The following is a 16,519-nucleotide window of genomic DNA, read 5'->3' as shown; positions in this document are numbered from 1 at the left end:
ATTACGCAGCATTGACCACCAGATAGCCAATATAACCAAGATAGGCGGCTAACATGACGGCACCTTCGCGGCGACCGATACGCAGACCGGTCCAGGCAAATGGCAGCAGCACCACTGCCAACGCCAGCATCACAGTGAAATCAAAGTTTTCCAGTCCGGCTGAAGATACCGGTTGCACCAATGCGGTGATACCAAGGATCCCCAGAATGTTGAACAGGTTAGAGCCGACGACGTTACCAATAGCGATATCGCTTTCCCCTTTCATGGCCGCCACTACAGAGGTCACCAGTTCAGGCATACTGGTACCAATGGCCACTATGGTGAGACCAATTACCACTTCGCTGACGCCGAATGCTTTAGCCAGTTCAACCGCACCATCGACAAACAGCACACCGCCACCAATCAACATGGCAATACCGGCAATGATAAACAGGGCTGACAGCGCCGGATGCTGGGGTGTGGTATCGACATCCAGCTCTTCATCACTGTTTTTGGAACTCATATAGCTGAAAGTGAGGTAGCTTAACAGCGCAATCACCAGAATCAGTCCATCGACAAAGCCCAGTTCTCCATCGAACAGCATGAACCAGAAAACCAGACTGGCGATAATCATCAGCGGAATATCGCGTTTCACCATTTGCGACTGTACCTGGATTGGGCGGATCAGTGCGGTCAGCGCCAGAATAAGGCCTATGTTGGCAATGTTGGAGCCGATGACGTTGCCCAAGGCAATGCCGGAGTTACCGGCCAGAGCTGACTTGAGGCTGACCGCCAGTTCAGGGGCGCTGGTACCGAAGGCAACGATAGTCAGACCGATAACCAGGGGGGTAATCCCCAGACGCAGCGCCACGGCACTGGCACCACGTACCAGTGATTCAGCACCAACGGTCAGAATAATAAAGCCACCGACTATGGCCAGCATTGTCATCATCATGATTTACATACACTCGATAAATATTAGGGTTGAAGCAACCACCCCGACATAGGGTCGGGGTGGAAGTGTTTATTGGAACAGATCGTCTGATACCGGCGTATCGTTGAACAGTTCCGTATCCGGTTGATGTTCAGTGGCATAATCTCTGGGTTGAGTGCCATCGACAAAATACTCAAACCGGGAGGTATAGTCTGTTTTGTGGGTCAGCTTACCGGTAGCCCGATCAATTCTCACCGAAATAATCCCTTCGGGTGGTGTGATCTGATGCTCAGGCGTACCTTCCAGAGCGTCTCGCATAAACTCATTCCATCCCGGACCGGCGGTTTTAGCACCGGATTCGGCTCCGGATATTTGATCTTTTGGACCATTTTCCCGCCAGGTGGTACGTCCCAGCTCACGGCTGTGATCGTCAAAACCAACCCAGAAGGTTGTCACCAGATCCGGTGTATATCCGCTGAACCAGGTATCACGAGACTCGTTGGTGGTACCTGTCTTACCGGCGATATCGTGGCGTTTGATCACCCGGGCCGCGCGCCAGGCTGTGCCATTCCAGCCGGTACCTTTACTCCAGTTACCGCCACCCCAAATGACGCTTTTAAGGGTATCGGTGATCAGGAAGGCATTTTGTTCAGAAATGACCTGTTTGGCATGACGGCTGTCCGGCGCATCGCATGAGGCCAGTGCCGTGGTTTCCTGCTCCAGCTGAGTGATTTCTGATTCATGCTGTGCCAGAGCTTCGGACTCACCGGCAACCACGCCGGCTTGGGTCAACTGTGCATTTTCACTCTTGTCAGCTACAGGTTTGCAGGCCAGTGTCGGATGAGACTTCTCAATGACCTTGCCCTCTGCATCCTGAACCCGATCAATGTAATAAGGCTCTACCAGATATCCACCGTTGGCAAATACCCCAAAGGCTGCCGCAACCTGCATAGGTGTTACTGAGGCTGAGCCCAGAGCGATAGATTCGTTGCGTGGCAGATCGGCGGCATCGAAGCCAAATTGCTCCAGTTTGCTGATGGTGTTGTCCAGTCCCACATGACGCATAGTTCGCACTGACATCACGTTGATCGATTGCGCCAGACCAATACGCAGGCGGGTTGGCCCCCCATAAACGTTGGGAGAGTTCTTCGGACGCCAGGCGATGCCCTGACTGATATCGGGCTCATTGATTGGCGCATTATTGATAATGGTCGCCAGCGTGTAGTCTCTCTCCAGCGCTGCAGCGTAGATGAAAGGCTTGATGTTGGAGCCCAATTGACGCTTGGCCTGAGTAATACGATTGTACTGACTTTGCTTGAAGCTGAATCCACCAACCAGCGTCCGAACGGCACCATCGTGGGGATCGAGCGATACTACGGCGCTGGAAACCTCAGGTATCTGAGCCAACTGCCAGATATCGCCATTTTGGCGAACCCAGATACGCTCTCCGACTTTAACAATTTGATCCGCGGTTTTTGGCAGTGGTCCCTGCTTCATGTCAGTGATAAAGCTGCGGGCCCAATTTAACCCCGCCCAGGGCAAGGTCAACGTGCTGCCATTGGCCAGCATCACTTCCGCCTGCTGATTATCAACTTTCACAACGGCTGCAGGTTCGAGTTCATTGACCGATTCCACTTTAGCCAGTTCAGTTAAAATGGTGGCGTCATCAGGACGCTTGCCAGTCCACAGCACCGCTGCTGGCCCCCGATAGCCATGACGTTCATCATAGGCATATACATTGTTGCGCAGCGCTTTTTGCGCCAGCTGCTGCAAACGGGAATCTATCGTGGTGTAAACGTCATAACCACCGGTATAGGCTTCCTCTTCCCCATATTTCTGCACCATATAATCCCGTACCATCTCTGAGATATAAGGGGCATACAGATCGATTTCCGCACCGTGATAACGGGCGGTAATGGGGGAGTCAATCGCCTCCCGGTATTCTGCCTGAGTAATAAAGCCGACTTCCTGCATCCGCATCAACACTACATTACGGCGACTTTCCGCCCGAACCGGTGAGGTAATGGGGTTCATCGACGAAGGCGCCTTGGGCAAGCCAGCCAACATGGCCTGCTGGGCCAATGTGAGTTCTTTCAGTGTCTTGCCATAATAGACCTGAGCGGCTGCGCCGAAACCATAGGCACGCTGACCCAAATAGATGCGGTTGATGTACAGCTCAAGGATTTCATCCTTGCTCAGCAGCTGTTCAATGTGCAGGGCGATAAAGATCTCTTTAACTTTCCGGATATAAGTTTTATCGCGGGTGAGGAAGAAATTACGGGCTACCTGCATGGTGATGGTACTGGCGCCCTGACGTTTCTGACCCGTGGTGGCCAGTACTACGGCAGCACGAATAATACCTATGGGGTCAATACCATGGTGTTCATAGAATCTGGAGTCTTCCGTAGCCAGAATAGCCTGGATCAGCGGCTTGGGAACTTCGTCCAGAGACACCGGAATACGACGTTTTTCGCCAAACTGGGAAATCAGTTTGCCGTCCTGACTGAATACCCGCAAAGGTGTTTGCAGCTTTACTGTTTTTAATGCCGCTACGTCAGGCAGATCCGGTTTGACATACAGATAGGCAGCCACAATCGCACCTATAGCCAGAAGGGCCAGCGCAAACAGAGCGATTAAGGCACGTTTTATCCACTTCACTGCATTTTCCCGTTGAGAATTTTAAAGCCAGTAATTATATCGGGCACGCTGGTTGTCGTGAAGCAAAATAGCCGGTTAACCAAAACGCTTGAAAGTAAAGGTGGTAACATTTGATTCAAATGGTTATAACCTATGATAATTGTGCTACTCTAGCAAAGCTGGGCTAATAAAAATAACTGAGTTGGCAAAGGACTATGTTCGCTAAGCTATGGAAGCGTCAGGCACCACAAATGGTTGGTATTGATATCGGCTCGCACGATGTCAAAGCCATGTTATTGGGGCAGACCGCAGATGGATTTAAAGTTGAAGGTTTCGCCAGCGTCCCGGTGAAGAAGGGCGCAGTCAATGACCATGATATTCGGGACTCCGAAGCCGTGGTGGAAAGTCTGCGACAAATTGCCAGGCAGTTACCCAAAAGCGTTAAATGCGCAGCGGTGGCGGTTTCCGGCAGTGCCGTTATCACCAAAGTGATTTATATGGATGCCTCGTTGAGCGAAGCCGAAATGGAAGCGCAGATCGAGATTGAGGCAGACAACCTTATCCCTTACTCACTTGATGAAGTGAGTATCGATTTTGAAACTTTGAGGCTGAACAGTACCGATCCTTCCAAGGTGGATGTCTTGCTCAGTGCCTGTCGCACTGAAATCATTGATTCTAGGGTCGATGCGCTTGATGCCATTGAGCTTGAAGCCAAAGTTGTTGATGTTGAGGGTTATGCTTTGGGCCGGTCAGCTGAACTCATCTATGACCAGTTACCTGAAGGTGCCAAAAACAAAGTCATCGCCATGGTTGATATAGGCGCCAACATCACGACTTTTGCGGTGGTTGATAAGGGCGATACTGTGTTTGTCCGTGAGCAGGCGTTTGGGGGGGAGCAGTTTACTCAATCCATTCTGTCGTTTTACGGCATGTCCTATGAACAGGCTGAGAAAGCCAAAGTCGATGGCGAGTTACCCAGAAACTATATGTTTGAAGTCCTCGCACCGTTTCAAACCCAGTTAGTCCAACAGATCAAACGCACTCTGCAAATTTATTGCACTTCCAGTGACCGTGACAAAGTTGATTATATCGTTCTGTGCGGCGGCACTTCTTTGCTCGAGGGTATGGCCAACCTGTTAACCAATGAGCTTGGTACTCTGACGGTGTTGGCGAACCCATTTCAGGGGGCATTACATGCCAATGAGAGTCTGAAAACCAAGCTTGGACAGGATATTGGTAAATATATGGTGGCCTGTGGTCTGGCGCTGAGGAGTTACGGACAATGGCGAACATAAATCTGTTGCCTTGGCGGGAAGAGGCCAGGGAAAAGCAACAGCGTGAATATATAGGTATTCTGGTGCTGGTGTTTTTGGTCAGCAGTCTGTTGGTCTATCTGTCATTGACGGTAATTGATTTAATGACAGAAGAGCAGCAGGGCAGAAATCAGTACCTGCAGACTGAAATCAATCTGCTTGAGAAACAAATTAAAGAAATCCGCGAAATCCGCGAACGCAAAAAGGATATCGAAAGACGGACAGAAATCATTCTGGATCTGCAACAGGCCAGAAATTTGCCAACTCACGTGTTGGATGAAGTGGTACGAATCGTGCCGCCCGGTATTTATCTCAACAGCATTGAGAAAAAAGGCAGCATGCTGTGGATCGATGGACGCAGCGAATCGAACAACAACGTCGCCAATATGATGCGTAAGGTAAAAACCTCGCCCTGGCTGAGTGAACCCAATATGCAGTCAATTGTGTCGCAAACTGAGGCGATGAGACAGTTGCAACGCTTTAATCTGAATATTTCAGTGATAGACGAACAACAACTGAAAGCGTTGGCCGGTACCAATGAGGGCACCAGCAAATGAAAATAGATCTCAGTGACTTTAATGATATCGATTTTGAGAATATTGGTGGCTGGCCCATTAAGGTCAAAGTGGTGTTTGCCGTGTTTCTGGCGGTATGTGTTATCGCCGGTGGGTACTTTTTGTTTATGTCCGATGCGTTGGACAGACTAAACCGCGAAGAAGCTACTGAGCAGCAGTTAAGGACCGACTTCAAAACCAAGTATCAGATGGCGGCCAACCTCAAACTGTATCGGGAACAATTGCAGGAAATGGAGGTTCAGTTTGCCGAGTTACTTAAGATGCTGCCTTCGCAAAATGAAATGCCCGGGCTGTTGGATGATCTGACATTTGTGGCAACGGATGCCGGCCTGAAGATGGAAAGCCTGAACTGGGAAACTGAAATTGATCGGGAGTTTTATCAGGAGTTTCCGATCAATATGTCTGTGGTGGGTGATTATCATCAACTGGGCAATATGGTCGCTGGTGTAGCCAAATTGCCGAGGATTGTCAGTTTGCACGACTTTACCATCACCAAGCAGAATGACGGTCTGCTGAAAATGGATATTCAGGCTAAAACCTATCGTTTTAAAGAGGGGGCGGAGTTGCCACCTAAAAATGCCAAGAACGATAAGAAGGGAGGGAAATGATGCGCTATTTCATGACCTCCCTGATGCTGCTGATGGTGGGGGGATGCAGCGGTGATCGCAGTGATCTTGAACTATTTGTGACTACCACCAAAGCTCAGCATGTGGCGTATATCCCGCCACTGAAAGAAACGCCTAAGTTTGAACATTTCAATTATCAGAGCGAGTTATTACGCAGTCCGTTTGTACCTCCATCAAGAGAGTTAACGGAAGAGGTTATTGATACCAGTAAAGATTGTTTACAACCGGATCTGAAGCGACGTAAGAGCCGGCTGGAAACTTATGCGCTGGATAATCTCAAAATGCGGGGCACACTGACCGAAGGCAAACAGATTTGGGCATTGGTGCAAAGCAGTGATGGCAACGTTTACCGTTTGGGCATTGGTGATTATCTTGGCCTCTACCATGGGCAAATTGCCGTTGTGACAGACAGAAATATAGAAATTAAAGAGTTGGTACCTGATGGATCCGGTTGCTGGACAGAGCGTTCAAGCAGCATGGAATTGTCAGGCGAATAATCCTGGGAAGGACGAGGGTATTATGGAACTTATTACCTTGAACACATGGGTTCAAAGAGCCTGCGGCAAGTGCCTGTTGGGGAGCTTGTTGATATTGACTGGACTTCCCGTAGCGTTGGCGGCCAATCAACTTGTCGATGTTAAGTATCACGCGGTGGTTGACCGTCAGGTGGAGTTTGAATTTATTTTCAACGAGGATATCAGTAATCCTGAAGTCACTCTGAATGCCAATAGCTTGCTGCTGCATTTTGCTGATACCGCTTCTGCCTTGCAAAAGCGCGAAATCCCCGTTGAGAAATATGATGTGACGACTCTGGTCACAGATCAGCAGGGAGCCGATCTGCAGGTCACCCTGAACCTTGACAAAGTAAAGCCCTATCAATCTGCGGTAGACGGTAAGGTGTACCGGTTGACAATCAATGATGCCGTGTCTGCGGGAGAGGATAAAAAAGTCTCTTATATCAATGGGGTCGATAATATCGATTTTCGCCGTAATGCAGACGGTGGGGGTAAATTGCTGGTCAAAATGGACAACTCTTCAGTTGCCGTGGACGTCGAGCAGATAGGCGCCAAGCTTGAGCTGAAGTTCTTTAATACCTCAATCCCAAATGATCTCTTGTATGTCATGGACGTGCAGGATTTTGCGACCCCGGTAAAAAGTTTCGAAACTTTCAGGGATGACCTGACTACCCGCATTCTGGTCGATGTTGGTGGTGCTTATGAATATCAGCATCAACAGCAGGGCAGTACATTTGTGCTGGATGTGGATAAAGTTAAACAGGCCAAAGTCGCGGCCAAGGAAGAGAAGAAATATGACGGCAAAGCCTTGTCTCTTAATTTCCAGAGCATTCCCGTGCGCACTGTGTTGCAGATCATTGCGGACTACAACAACTTCAACCTGGTGACCAGCGACACTGTGGAAGGCGATATTACCCTGCGTCTTGATGATGTGCCCTGGGATCAGGCGCTGGATCTTATCCTGCAAACCAAAGGCCTGGATAAGCGGATTGAAGGTAATATCCTGATGGTCGCGCCGGCAGAGGAGATCGCTATTCGCGAAAGTCAGCAGCTCAAGAACAAGCAGGAAGTCAAAGAACTGGCACCGCTGTACTCTGAGTTTATTCAGATCAATTATGCCAAGGCCAATGATATTGCCGACCTGCTCAAGGGCTCTGACTCCAGCCTGCTGTCTTCCAGAGGGTCGGTTGCCGTGGATGAGCGCACTAATACATTGCTGGTGAAAGACACCTCAGATTCGCTGGAAAGCGTTGCGCGTTTGGTGCAGGTGCTGGATGTTCCAATCCGCCAGGTATTGATTGAATCCCGCATGGTGACAGTGAAAGATGACGTGTCTGAAGACATAGGTATCCGCTGGGGGATTACCGATCAGCAGGGCAGCAAAGGTACTTCCGGTACTCTGGAAGGTGCTGACAGCATTGCCGGTGGCAAGGTACCCTCTATTGACGACAGACTTAATGTTAACTTGCCTGCTGCGGTCAGCAATCCGACCAGTATTGCATTCCATGTCGCCAAGCTCGCGGATGGCACTGTACTGGATTTGGAGCTGAGCGCTCTTGAGCAGGAAAACAAGGGGGAAATTATCGCCAGCCCCCGGATCACCACATCCAACCAGAAATCCGCCTACATTGAGCAGGGTGTGGAAATCCCCTATGTGCAGTCCACCTCCAGTGGAGCAACCTCAGTAACCTTCAAAAAGGCAGTGCTGTCGCTGCGGGTTACACCGCAGATTACTCCCGACAACCGGGTTATTCTGGACCTGGAAATTACTCAGGATTCTCAGGGGACAACCGTGGATACCCCCACAGGCCCTGCAGTGGCAATCGATACCCAGCGTATCGGTACTCAGGTGTTGGTGGATAATGGTGAAACCATTGTGCTTGGCGGTATCTACCAGCAAAACCTGATAAGCAGGGTAAGCAAGGTGCCGGTGCTGGGTGACATTCCTTATCTTGGGTTTATGTTCAGAAATTCCACCGACCAAAACGAAAGGCAGGAATTGCTGATTTTTGTCACTCCCAAGATAGTGACAGAGTCCATCTAACTCTGGATGGCGGCACGAAAATCCGGCCTTTTGAGCCGGATTTTTCGTTTTTGCCGCTTGATGGAAAGTGCCTGTCAACTCACCAATCCAGGGATAATTCTTGAGCTTTACTTGCCTTTTCCGGCGCGAAACTGAGATAATCCACGGTCAAGTCTCTTTAGAGCAAGGTAACAAATCATTGGTCGGTCCGTTTCTGGGCTGACATAGGCATACTTTCATCAGATTCAGACGTATAAGAAATGGCTGAAAAACGTAATATCTTCTTGGTTGGCCCTATGGGCGCAGGTAAAAGTACCATTGGCCGTCATCTGGCACAGATGCTCCATCTCCAATTCCACGACTCAGATCAGGAAATCGAAAGCCGCACCGGTGCGGATATTGGCTGGGTATTCGACGTCGAGGGCGAAGAGGGATTTCGTCGTCGCGAAGCGCAGGTCATTGCTGACCTGACTGAAAAACAAGGCATTGTACTGGCGACCGGTGGTGGTTCCGTACAAAGCAAAGACATCCGCAATTTCCTGTCTGCACGGGGTATTGTGGTCTATCTGGAAACCACTATCGACAAGCAGGTTGCACGTACCCAACGTGATAAACGCCGCCCGCTGCTGCAGGTGGATGATCCACGTGAAGTACTTGAAAATCTGGCTGAAGTTCGTAATCCTCTGTATGAGGAAATTGCCGACTTAATCGTTAAGACTGACGATCAGAGCGCCAAAGTCGTTGCAAATCAGATTATCGAACAACTCGGTTTCTAGGGCAGGAAAATGCAGCAAATTCAGGTTGATCTAGGTGTACGTAGTTATCCCATTTATATCGGCCGGAATTTGATGACAGAGAGCGGGACCTGGTCCCGCTTCCTCAACAAACGCTTCCTTATTGTGACCAATGAAACGGTCGCTCCGCTTTATCTTCAATCTCTTGTTAATGCTCTCGCGCCACTGGGACACACTGATGTCATCATCCTGCCGGACGGCGAGCAGTTCAAAACGCTGGAATACCTCAACGATATCTATACCTCTGCACTTGAGCATAATCTTGCCCGTGATTGTGTGTTTATCGCACTGGGTGGCGGGGTTATCGGCGATATGACCGGCTTTGCGGCAGCCTGTTATCAGCGTGGGGTCGATTTTGTGCAGGTCCCGACGACGCTGTTATCACAGGTTGATTCTTCCGTCGGCGGTAAAACCGCAGTAAATCATCCACTTGGCAAGAACATGATAGGTGCCTTCTATCAGCCCAAACAGGTGATTATCGACACTGAGTGTCTCAAGACTCTGCCCGCCAGAGAGTTTGCGGCAGGCATGGCAGAGGTGATCAAGTACGGCATTATCTGGGACAGTGCATTTTTTGACTACCTTGAAACCAATGTCGATATGTTGACGTCCCTGGATAACGAATCACTGGCATATACCATCAAAAGATGTTGTGAAATCAAAGCTGAAGTTGTCAGTGAAGATGAAACTGAACAGGGTGTTCGGGCGCTGTTGAATCTTGGTCATACTTTTGGCCATGCCATCGAAGCTGAAATGGGCTATGGCAAGTGGCTGCATGGGGAGGCAGTAGCCGCTGGAATGATTCTTGCAGCTGAGACCTCAGTAGCCATGGGGTTTATGGATGAGTCAAAACTCTGTCGTATTCGGGCGCTTATTGCGGCATTTGACTTACCGATTAAAGCACCTGACTCCATGGACTTTAATAGTTTTATCAAACATATGCGGCGAGATAAGAAAGTACTGGCTGGCCAACTCAGGTTGGTGTTGCCAACGGATATCGGCAAAGCAGAAGTTGTCGTCGTAAACAATGACACTTTGCTTGAGGAGATCATTCGCCGCCACGGTTAAGGATATTCCTGTGTCGGCTATGTTCGCCTTGCTTCCATCCCAACAGGCGCTGTTGCAACGTCTGCATCTCAATGCCAGCTATACCCGCCAATTACAGGTTGTTACCGGTGGCAAAGGGATGGGGAAAACGACTCTGGTGACTGCGCTGGCAGATGAACTGGAGGGCTATAATTCTGCGCTGGTCATCTGCCCTGCGCATGCCGATTGCGCTGAAATTCGTCGCAAGATCCTGGTCCAACTCACTTCCAGTGCCATATTTGATGATGAGCTCCCGCTTGCTGATTCACTGTTTCGCCTCAGGGACGAACTGACTCAACCTGTGCATATCATTGTTGATGATGCTCATCTATTGCCGATGACACTTTGGGCTGAGTGCTTGGTTCTCAGTCAGCTTGAGTGTGGCGGCAAACCTGTCTCTCTTACCTTTACTGCGACTACAGCGTTTATGGCAGAACTCACCGCTCAGATGACGGATGTGCAGCAGCAGTTGATGTTGACTGTGCCTTTGAGTTATCTGGGGTTGGCAGAGCGTGAGCAGTTGTTCAATATGTTGCTTGCGCGCACCGGCGAAACGCCGTTTCTTGCCAGCAATGCAGTTGATGCTCAGTTACAGCAACAATCAGGAACTCCAGCAGAAGTTGTAGCGCTGCTGGAGAGGGTGTTGTTCCCTCAGGAAGAACGGCCCAAGCGCAGAATTGGATGGTGGCTGGCTTTAGCGGGTATGAGCTCGTTGGTTGTCGCTGTTTTACTGTGGGCGTTTGTTTCTGTACCTGAACCCGAGCCTCCGGACTTTTCAATCAGATTATCGGAGCAGCAGTTCGAACGTCTGTCTCAGCGCGGGGCGATGCTGCTTGATAGCCGTTCCCCCGCCGATGGGGTTGTGCCGGTTGTGAACATATATCAAGCCAATTCATCTTCGGCGACTGACATCAGCATTTTGCTCGAAAGCGGATCATTGGCAGAAAGCGCGTCTGCCGCTGATCTTGCTTCAATGTCAATTCCGGACTTGGCTGCAGACTCAGAAACAGCGCCCGGGCAACTGCGGGATGACGACGATATCGATAGGCTCCAAATGGATGACCTAACCACAGCTCTGACTATTCTGCCTGCTGCCACACTTGCAGATACGAAAGAATTGGTGCTCCCCCAGGAGTTAATTACTGCCACTGGCCAGAATAACGTGAGTCCCAGTCTCGCCGCCGAAACAGTGGCGGACATGCCACATCAGATTGATACACCGCTGAGTCAGGCGGGTATGGATGATCCCAGGATTGAGCTTGCTGCAGCTGACACTGACGCCCTTGATAGTGCAATGCCTGCAGTCGGTTACGGGATCCAACTGGCTTCGGTCAAGCATGCTGATTCATTGAAGCAAATACTGACTTCTCTCAGGGCTGAGGCTGACATAGTGGTTTTGCAATCCGGCCAATGGTGGCTGGTACTGCAGGGACAGTACGCGAGCAAATCTGAGGCAGAGATAGCGGCATTCAGATTGAAGGATGAGTACCGACTGGGACAACCATGGGTGCGAAATTGGTCATCCATGCAACGCCTCGCCCTCTATAAGCCTTGAGCCCGTGAATTTTGACGGCAAACAGAGTACAATCTTCAACTCTTTTTGTTTTGGGCGCTAATCAGGTTAAATGAGCATAAAAAACAGAGCCTTCCTTAAATGGGCTGGTGGTAAATTTAAATTGGTTGATGCCCTGAACCGTCACCTTCCGGCTGGCAAGCGCCTGATTGAGCCTTTTGTCGGCGCCGGTTCGGTATTTCTTAATACCCACTATGACAGCTACCTGTTGTGCGACATCAACCGGGATTTGATTGAGTTATACAACATAGTTAAACACAGACCTGATGCATATATACGTGCGGCCCAGGCATTGTTTGTCGACAAGATGAACAATAAAGAGGCCTACTATGATGTGCGCAAAAAATTCAACGCCAGTCGGGATCCGTTCCAACGTTCGGTCTATTTCCTGTATTTGAATCGCCACGGTTTCAACGGCTTGTGCCGTTATAACCGCAAGGGTGAATTTAATGTGCCATTTGGCTCATACAAAAAGCCCTATTTCCCTGAGAAGGAAATAAGAGCGTTTTCGGCTAAGGCCCAACGGGCGGAGTTTGTTTGTATTGGATATGAGCAGGCTTTTGATATGGCTGAGCCGGGCGATGTGATCTACTGTGACCCGCCTTATGCGCCACTGTCTTCAACTGCCAGCTTCACGACTTATGTCGGGGCGGGATTCTCTCTGGATGATCAGGCGCTGTTGGCCAGATACTCAAGGCACATTGCCATCGAAAAAAGGATCCCTGTGTTAATCAGTAATCACGATATCGCCTTAACTCGCGAGCTGTATCATGGAGCCAGGTTTGAATCCATTAAGGTGCAGCGCAATATTAGCCAGAAGGGCAGTGGCAGAGTAAAGGTTGATGAATTGATGGCCTTGTACGATGAAACTTATCATACCGAAGCATTGAGTTAAGACACTGTGTGAGCCAGGGTTACTGGCTCAATACCTGCTGTACTATCAACACCAGCAATCCCACCAGAACTGCAGCCAGCAGAATCCCCATAAAAATATAGGGCAGAGGAGAACTGTCCTGAAAGTCCCGTTGGCGGTTGGTATTATTCTGTACTCCGAAAAACGCCGCCAGGGTACTGCTGAATATTTGCCACAGTCTGAGCACTTAGTCTCCCATTAACCCATTGTGTGAGGGCAGTTTCTCGGCGGGTTTACTGTGCTTCTTGTACAACAATTCAAACAGGTCAACAAAATGGAATTGGCTGGTGCCATTTTGCCCGGTTAACCATCCAATCCAACTGACATCCTGACGTTCTGCTGCACACAGGTTTTTGGGATGACTTGCGGGTAACGCAGTGTCATAACTTACTGTACCATCGCATACGCAAGCTTGATTCATGACTGAATCGGAAGAGTCAGAAACACTGATGGCGATAAACAGCAATACAGGCATAACTGCGACCAACAGTGGCTTGATACAGCTTTTTATTGACGCCCTGAGTATCGCCATAATGACCTTCCTGATCGATTTCCTGAAAATATCTCACCGATAATAGGTAGCAGAGTATATCAACGGTTGGGTGTTTTTTAAACACATTGGTGCTTGATGTTGATTAAGGGTAAATGTAGTGCTCGGAACAGTGAGTCATTCTCAGATATCAGTGAATTCAATATGCAGTGGTTTTTACCCGGTATTTGGTGAATATTTGCCATATGCGGTGGAGAAATGCCGTACCCGGATAGTAGAATGACTCCCATAAAAAATAAGCTGAACACAATGTCATAAAAAGACAAGGCCTTATCAGTCATTGATTTTTCGGTTAGGTGTTCAGTCTTTGTTACCTATATCCCATATGTGAGAACACTATGCGCCCTTACCTGATTGCCCCTTCAATTTTGTCTGCTGATTTCGCTCGTTTGGGTGATGATGTCAAAGCTGTGCTGGATGCCGGCGCTGATGTGGTTCACTTTGATGTGATGGACAATCACTATGTACCGAACCTCACCATTGGCCCTATGGTTTGCAAAGCGCTCAGAGATTACGGTATCACTGCAGATATTGACGTGCATTTGATGGTTAAACCGGTTGACCGCATCATTCCTGACTTTGCCAAGGCCGGCGCTTCTATTATTACATTTCATCCAGAAGCTTCCGAGCATGTAGACCGCACTTTGCAATTGATTAGGGACCACGGCTGTAAGGCTGGTTTGGTATTCAATCCCGCAACGCCGCTGCATTATCTGGATTATGTGATGGATAAGCTGGATGTCATTTTGCTGATGTCGGTAAACCCGGGTTTTGGCGGCCAGTCTTTTATCCCGTCAACACTGGATAAACTTCGTCAGGTGCGTGAGCTTATTGATGCCAGTGGTTTTGATATTCGACTTGAAGTTGATGGTGGCGTGAAGACCGATAATATTGCTGAGATAGCCGCCGCTGGTGCGGATATGTTTGTGGCCGGCAGTGCCATTTTCAGCCAGCCTGACTACAGTGCAGTTATTGAAGATATGCGTGCAGAGTTGGCGAAGGTGAATTCTTGATATGAAATTCTCTGGAATTAAAGCCATAGCGTTTGATCTTGATGGCACGCTTGTCGACAGTGTGCCGGATCTGGCTGTTGCGACCGGATTGACTCTGGCCTCCCAGGGCTTACCTGAATGTACGGAAGATCAGGTGCGAACCTGGGTGGGAAATGGTGCCAGAACACTGATGCAAAGGGCATTGACCTGGGCGCGTGGCGCCGCTGTTACTGATGCTGAACTTGACAGAGTAATGCCGGAATTTATGCACTACTACAGTCAGCATCTGGAGCAGCACAGTCGTTTATATGCAGGAGTCACTGAAGTATTGACGGCTTTTAAAGCGAGAAACATGCCGCTGGCGCTGGTAACCAATAAACCCTATCGTTTCACCGAGCCGCTGTTACGCGGTTTTGGCATTGATCAATATTTTGACCTGGTATTGGGAGGGGATTCATTAGCCGAAATGAAACCCAGTCCTTTACCACTTATACACGTAATGAGGCATTTGGGGGTCAACGCTGATGAGTTGCTGATGATTGGAGACTCCCGTAATGACATTCTCGCCGCCAAAGCCGCCGGTGCGGCGTCAATCGGCTTGACCTATGGCTATAACTACGGTGAAGATATTGAGCTTTGCGGCCCTGATGCCGTATGTGACCACTTTTTAGAAATTTTGACGATGGTTTATACCTCGTCAGGCAGTATTGGAGCATGAACTACGATGACTAAACCCATAGTACTTAGCGGCGCCCAGCCGTCCGGTGAATTGACCATTGGTAACTACCTGGGTGCACTGCGTCAATGGGTTGCCATGCAGGATAGCCATGACTGCCTTTATTGCGTGGTCGATTTGCATGCGATTACAGTAAGACAGGATCCAATCAAACTGCGTGAAGCCTGTTTGGATACCTTGGCTCTGTATCTGGCGTGTGGCGTGGACCCACAGAAGAGCACTGTATTCATCCAATCACAGGTACCACAGCATACTCAGCTGGCTTGGGCATTGAACTGCTATGCACAAATGGGTGAGCTGAATCGTATGACTCAGTTTAAAGACAAGTCGCAGAAGCATGCCAACAACATTAACGTTGGCTTGTTTGGTTATCCGGTGCTGATGGCGGCAGACATTCTGTTGTACCAGGCTAATGAGATCCCGGTTGGTCAGGATCAGAAGCAACACCTTGAACTGACCCGTGATATCGCAACCCGCTTCAACAACATCTATGGTGATACTTTCACTATCCCCGAGCCTTTTATTCCGAAAGAAGGTGCCCGGGTGATGTCATTGCAGGATCCAACCAAGAAGATGTCCAAGTCCGATGACAACCGCAACAATGTCGTCGGTTTGTTGGAAGACCCTAAGGCAGTATTGAAGAAGTTCAAGAAGGCCATGACTGACGGTGATAACCCGCCTGTTGTGCGTTATGACATCGAAAACAAGCCAGGCATTGCCAACCTGATGAGCATCCTGTCCGGTGTTACCGGTCGTACCATTGCTGACATAGAAGCCGAATATGCTGATCAAGCTATGTATGGACCACTGAAAGTTGCAACCGGTGAGGCGGTTGTCGCTATGCTGGAACCATTGCAGGAGCGATTCCGCCAGTATCGTGCTGACCAGGCATTTCTGAATCAGGTGATGCTTGATGGCGCGCAAAGAGCGCAGGCTCGAGCTGAAGTTACGCTTAAACAAGTCTATGAGAAAATCGGCTTACTTGTATAAACAGGCGTTATTTTCAAAAACACCGGCAATTGCCGGTGTTTTGCTGTCTGACTGATGAACTACCGGTTCTATCTATATAGACAAGGACATTAACTGCGCCCTGACAGGTTAATACCTTCAAAGGACTTTGGGTGGCCAATAAATGATCCAATCCTGTTCGCCCGGCTCGGAGTTTGCGTTTCAACTTAATAGTTGAGGTGGGTTTTGAGCAGAGGAGGCGGGAATCCACAAAGCTGAAATACCGCTTGAAGCGGCCCTGAATATAGGTTGTGTGGATAATTTT

The 16,519-nt window shown here is 49.3% G+C and carries 17 protein-coding genes; 12 read left to right on the top strand and 5 right to left on the bottom strand.

Going from position 1 to position 16,519, the window contains the following annotated elements; translation table 11 throughout:
* Position 1: 1 nt before the first annotated feature.
* Positions 2-931, bottom strand: a complete 930-nt coding sequence (locus ACRRUX_RS17315) for a calcium/sodium antiporter (RefSeq protein WP_432532764.1) — start codon at positions 929-931, stop codon at positions 2-4.
* A gap of 72 nt (positions 932-1,003) precedes the next feature.
* Positions 1,004-3,571, bottom strand: coding sequence for a penicillin-binding protein 1A (locus tag ACRRUX_RS17310; RefSeq protein WP_432532636.1), 2,568 nt, complete (start codon positions 3,569-3,571; stop codon positions 1,004-1,006).
* Positions 3,572-3,765: 194 nt separating this feature from the next.
* Here ACRRUX_RS17310 and ACRRUX_RS17305 point away from each other — a divergent pair, with 194 nt between their 5' ends.
* From ACRRUX_RS17305 to ACRRUX_RS17265, 9 genes are all read left to right on the top strand, one after another.
* Entirely contained in the window at positions 3,766-4,845 is a 1,080-nt protein-coding gene (locus ACRRUX_RS17305; protein ID WP_432532634.1) for a pilus assembly protein PilM, read from the top strand.
* Positions 4,833-5,420, top strand: a complete 588-nt coding sequence (locus tag ACRRUX_RS17300; RefSeq protein ID WP_432532632.1) for a PilN domain-containing protein — start codon at positions 4,833-4,835, stop codon at positions 5,418-5,420. The genes ACRRUX_RS17305 and ACRRUX_RS17300 overlap by 13 nt, the downstream gene beginning before the upstream one ends.
* Positions 5,417-6,046, top strand: coding sequence for a type 4a pilus biogenesis protein PilO (locus tag ACRRUX_RS17295; protein WP_432532630.1), 630 nt, complete (start codon positions 5,417-5,419; stop codon positions 6,044-6,046). Before ACRRUX_RS17300 ends, ACRRUX_RS17295 begins: the two co-directional genes overlap by 4 nt.
* Positions 6,046-6,561, top strand: a complete 516-nt coding sequence (locus ACRRUX_RS17290) for a pilus assembly protein PilP (RefSeq protein WP_432532762.1) — start codon at positions 6,046-6,048, stop codon at positions 6,559-6,561. The genes ACRRUX_RS17295 and ACRRUX_RS17290 overlap by 1 nt, the downstream gene beginning before the upstream one ends.
* Before the next feature lie 22 nt (positions 6,562-6,583).
* Positions 6,584-8,623 (top strand): type IV pilus secretin PilQ, encoded by a 2,040-nt coding sequence (locus ACRRUX_RS17285; protein ID WP_432532628.1) that lies wholly within the window; start codon positions 6,584-6,586, stop codon positions 8,621-8,623.
* 239 nt (positions 8,624-8,862) lie between these two features.
* Positions 8,863-9,378 carry a shikimate kinase AroK gene (gene aroK, locus ACRRUX_RS17280; RefSeq protein ID WP_432532626.1) on the top strand — a complete coding sequence of 172 codons (516 nt, stop codon included), beginning with the start codon at positions 8,863-8,865 and terminating at the stop codon, positions 9,376-9,378.
* Positions 9,379-9,387: 9 nt separating this feature from the next.
* Positions 9,388-10,464, top strand: a complete 1,077-nt coding sequence (aroB, locus tag ACRRUX_RS17275) for a 3-dehydroquinate synthase (protein WP_432532624.1) — start codon at positions 9,388-9,390, stop codon at positions 10,462-10,464.
* Between the two features lie 19 nt (positions 10,465-10,483).
* On the top strand, positions 10,484-12,037 hold the full coding sequence (locus tag ACRRUX_RS17270; RefSeq protein WP_432532760.1) for an AAA family ATPase: 1,554 nt from the start codon (positions 10,484-10,486) through the stop codon (positions 12,035-12,037).
* A gap of 70 nt (positions 12,038-12,107) precedes the next feature.
* Entirely contained in the window at positions 12,108-12,950 is an 843-nt protein-coding gene (locus ACRRUX_RS17265) for a Dam family site-specific DNA-(adenine-N6)-methyltransferase (protein ID WP_432532622.1), read from the top strand.
* Between the two features lie 19 nt (positions 12,951-12,969).
* On the opposite strand, the gene ACRRUX_RS17260 is transcribed toward ACRRUX_RS17265, so the two are convergent.
* Together ACRRUX_RS17260 and ACRRUX_RS17255 are read right to left on the bottom strand one after the other, a co-directional pair.
* Positions 12,970-13,155: a DUF2970 domain-containing protein gene (locus tag ACRRUX_RS17260; protein ID WP_432532620.1), complete on the bottom strand. Its 186-nt coding sequence runs from the start codon at positions 13,153-13,155 to the stop codon at positions 12,970-12,972.
* On the bottom strand, positions 13,156-13,500 hold the full coding sequence (locus ACRRUX_RS17255; protein ID WP_432532618.1) for a hypothetical protein: 345 nt from the start codon (positions 13,498-13,500) through the stop codon (positions 13,156-13,158).
* A gap of 356 nt (positions 13,501-13,856) precedes the next feature.
* Here ACRRUX_RS17255 and rpe point away from each other — a divergent pair, with 356 nt between their 5' ends.
* From rpe to trpS, 3 genes are read left to right on the top strand one after another with little or no spacing between them, the layout of a single operon-like run.
* Positions 13,857-14,531 carry a ribulose-phosphate 3-epimerase gene (gene rpe / locus ACRRUX_RS17250; protein WP_432532616.1) on the top strand — a complete coding sequence of 225 codons (675 nt, stop codon included), beginning with the start codon at positions 13,857-13,859 and terminating at the stop codon, positions 14,529-14,531.
* Between the two features lies 1 nt (position 14,532).
* Positions 14,533-15,228: a phosphoglycolate phosphatase gene (locus ACRRUX_RS17245; protein WP_432532614.1), complete on the top strand. Its 696-nt coding sequence runs from the start codon at positions 14,533-14,535 to the stop codon at positions 15,226-15,228.
* Positions 15,229-15,234: 6 nt separating this feature from the next.
* Positions 15,235-16,236 (top strand): tryptophan--tRNA ligase, encoded by a 1,002-nt coding sequence (trpS, locus tag ACRRUX_RS17240; RefSeq protein WP_432532612.1) that lies wholly within the window; start codon positions 15,235-15,237, stop codon positions 16,234-16,236.
* A gap of 13 nt (positions 16,237-16,249) precedes the next feature.
* Here trpS and ACRRUX_RS17235 read toward each other — a convergent pair.
* Positions 16,250-16,519, bottom strand: a 270-nt coding sequence (locus ACRRUX_RS17235; RefSeq protein WP_432532610.1) for a hypothetical protein, incomplete at its 5' end; no start/stop codon positions are given.

Source organism: Shewanella sp. GXUN23E, from assembly GCF_050865035.1.
In the GTDB taxonomy this organism is placed as follows: Bacteria; Pseudomonadota; Gammaproteobacteria; order Enterobacterales; family Shewanellaceae; genus Shewanella.
This window is presented reverse-complemented; position numbering and strand designations above follow the sequence as displayed.

What these genes read in the sequence shown, in the direction of transcription:
- rpe (WP_432532616.1), top strand. Translation starts at nt 13,857, where the DNA reads ATGCGCCCTTACCTGATTGCCCCTTCAATTTTGTCTGCTGATTTCGCT.
- ACRRUX_RS17255 (WP_432532618.1), bottom strand. Translation starts at nt 13,500, where the DNA reads ATGGCGATACTCAGGGCGTCAATAAAAAGCTGTATCAAGCCACTGTTG.
- trpS (WP_432532612.1), top strand. Translation starts at nt 15,235, where the DNA reads ATGACTAAACCCATAGTACTTAGCGGCGCCCAGCCGTCCGGTGAATTG.
- ACRRUX_RS17305 (WP_432532634.1), top strand. Translation starts at nt 3,766, where the DNA reads ATGTTCGCTAAGCTATGGAAGCGTCAGGCACCACAAATGGTTGGTATT.
- aroB (WP_432532624.1), top strand. Translation starts at nt 9,388, where the DNA reads ATGCAGCAAATTCAGGTTGATCTAGGTGTACGTAGTTATCCCATTTAT.
- ACRRUX_RS17245 (WP_432532614.1), top strand. Translation starts at nt 14,533, where the DNA reads ATGAAATTCTCTGGAATTAAAGCCATAGCGTTTGATCTTGATGGCACG.
- aroK (WP_432532626.1), top strand. Translation starts at nt 8,863, where the DNA reads ATGGCTGAAAAACGTAATATCTTCTTGGTTGGCCCTATGGGCGCAGGT.
- ACRRUX_RS17295 (WP_432532630.1), top strand. Translation starts at nt 5,417, where the DNA reads ATGAAAATAGATCTCAGTGACTTTAATGATATCGATTTTGAGAATATT.
- ACRRUX_RS17315 (WP_432532764.1), bottom strand. Translation starts at nt 931, where the DNA reads ATGATGACAATGCTGGCCATAGTCGGTGGCTTTATTATTCTGACCGTT.
- ACRRUX_RS17300 (WP_432532632.1), top strand. Translation starts at nt 4,833, where the DNA reads ATGGCGAACATAAATCTGTTGCCTTGGCGGGAAGAGGCCAGGGAAAAG.
- ACRRUX_RS17270 (WP_432532760.1), top strand. Translation starts at nt 10,484, where the DNA reads ATGTTCGCCTTGCTTCCATCCCAACAGGCGCTGTTGCAACGTCTGCAT.
- ACRRUX_RS17265 (WP_432532622.1), top strand. Translation starts at nt 12,108, where the DNA reads ATGAGCATAAAAAACAGAGCCTTCCTTAAATGGGCTGGTGGTAAATTT.
- ACRRUX_RS17290 (WP_432532762.1), top strand. Translation starts at nt 6,046, where the DNA reads ATGCGCTATTTCATGACCTCCCTGATGCTGCTGATGGTGGGGGGATGC.
- ACRRUX_RS17285 (WP_432532628.1), top strand. Translation starts at nt 6,584, where the DNA reads ATGGAACTTATTACCTTGAACACATGGGTTCAAAGAGCCTGCGGCAAG.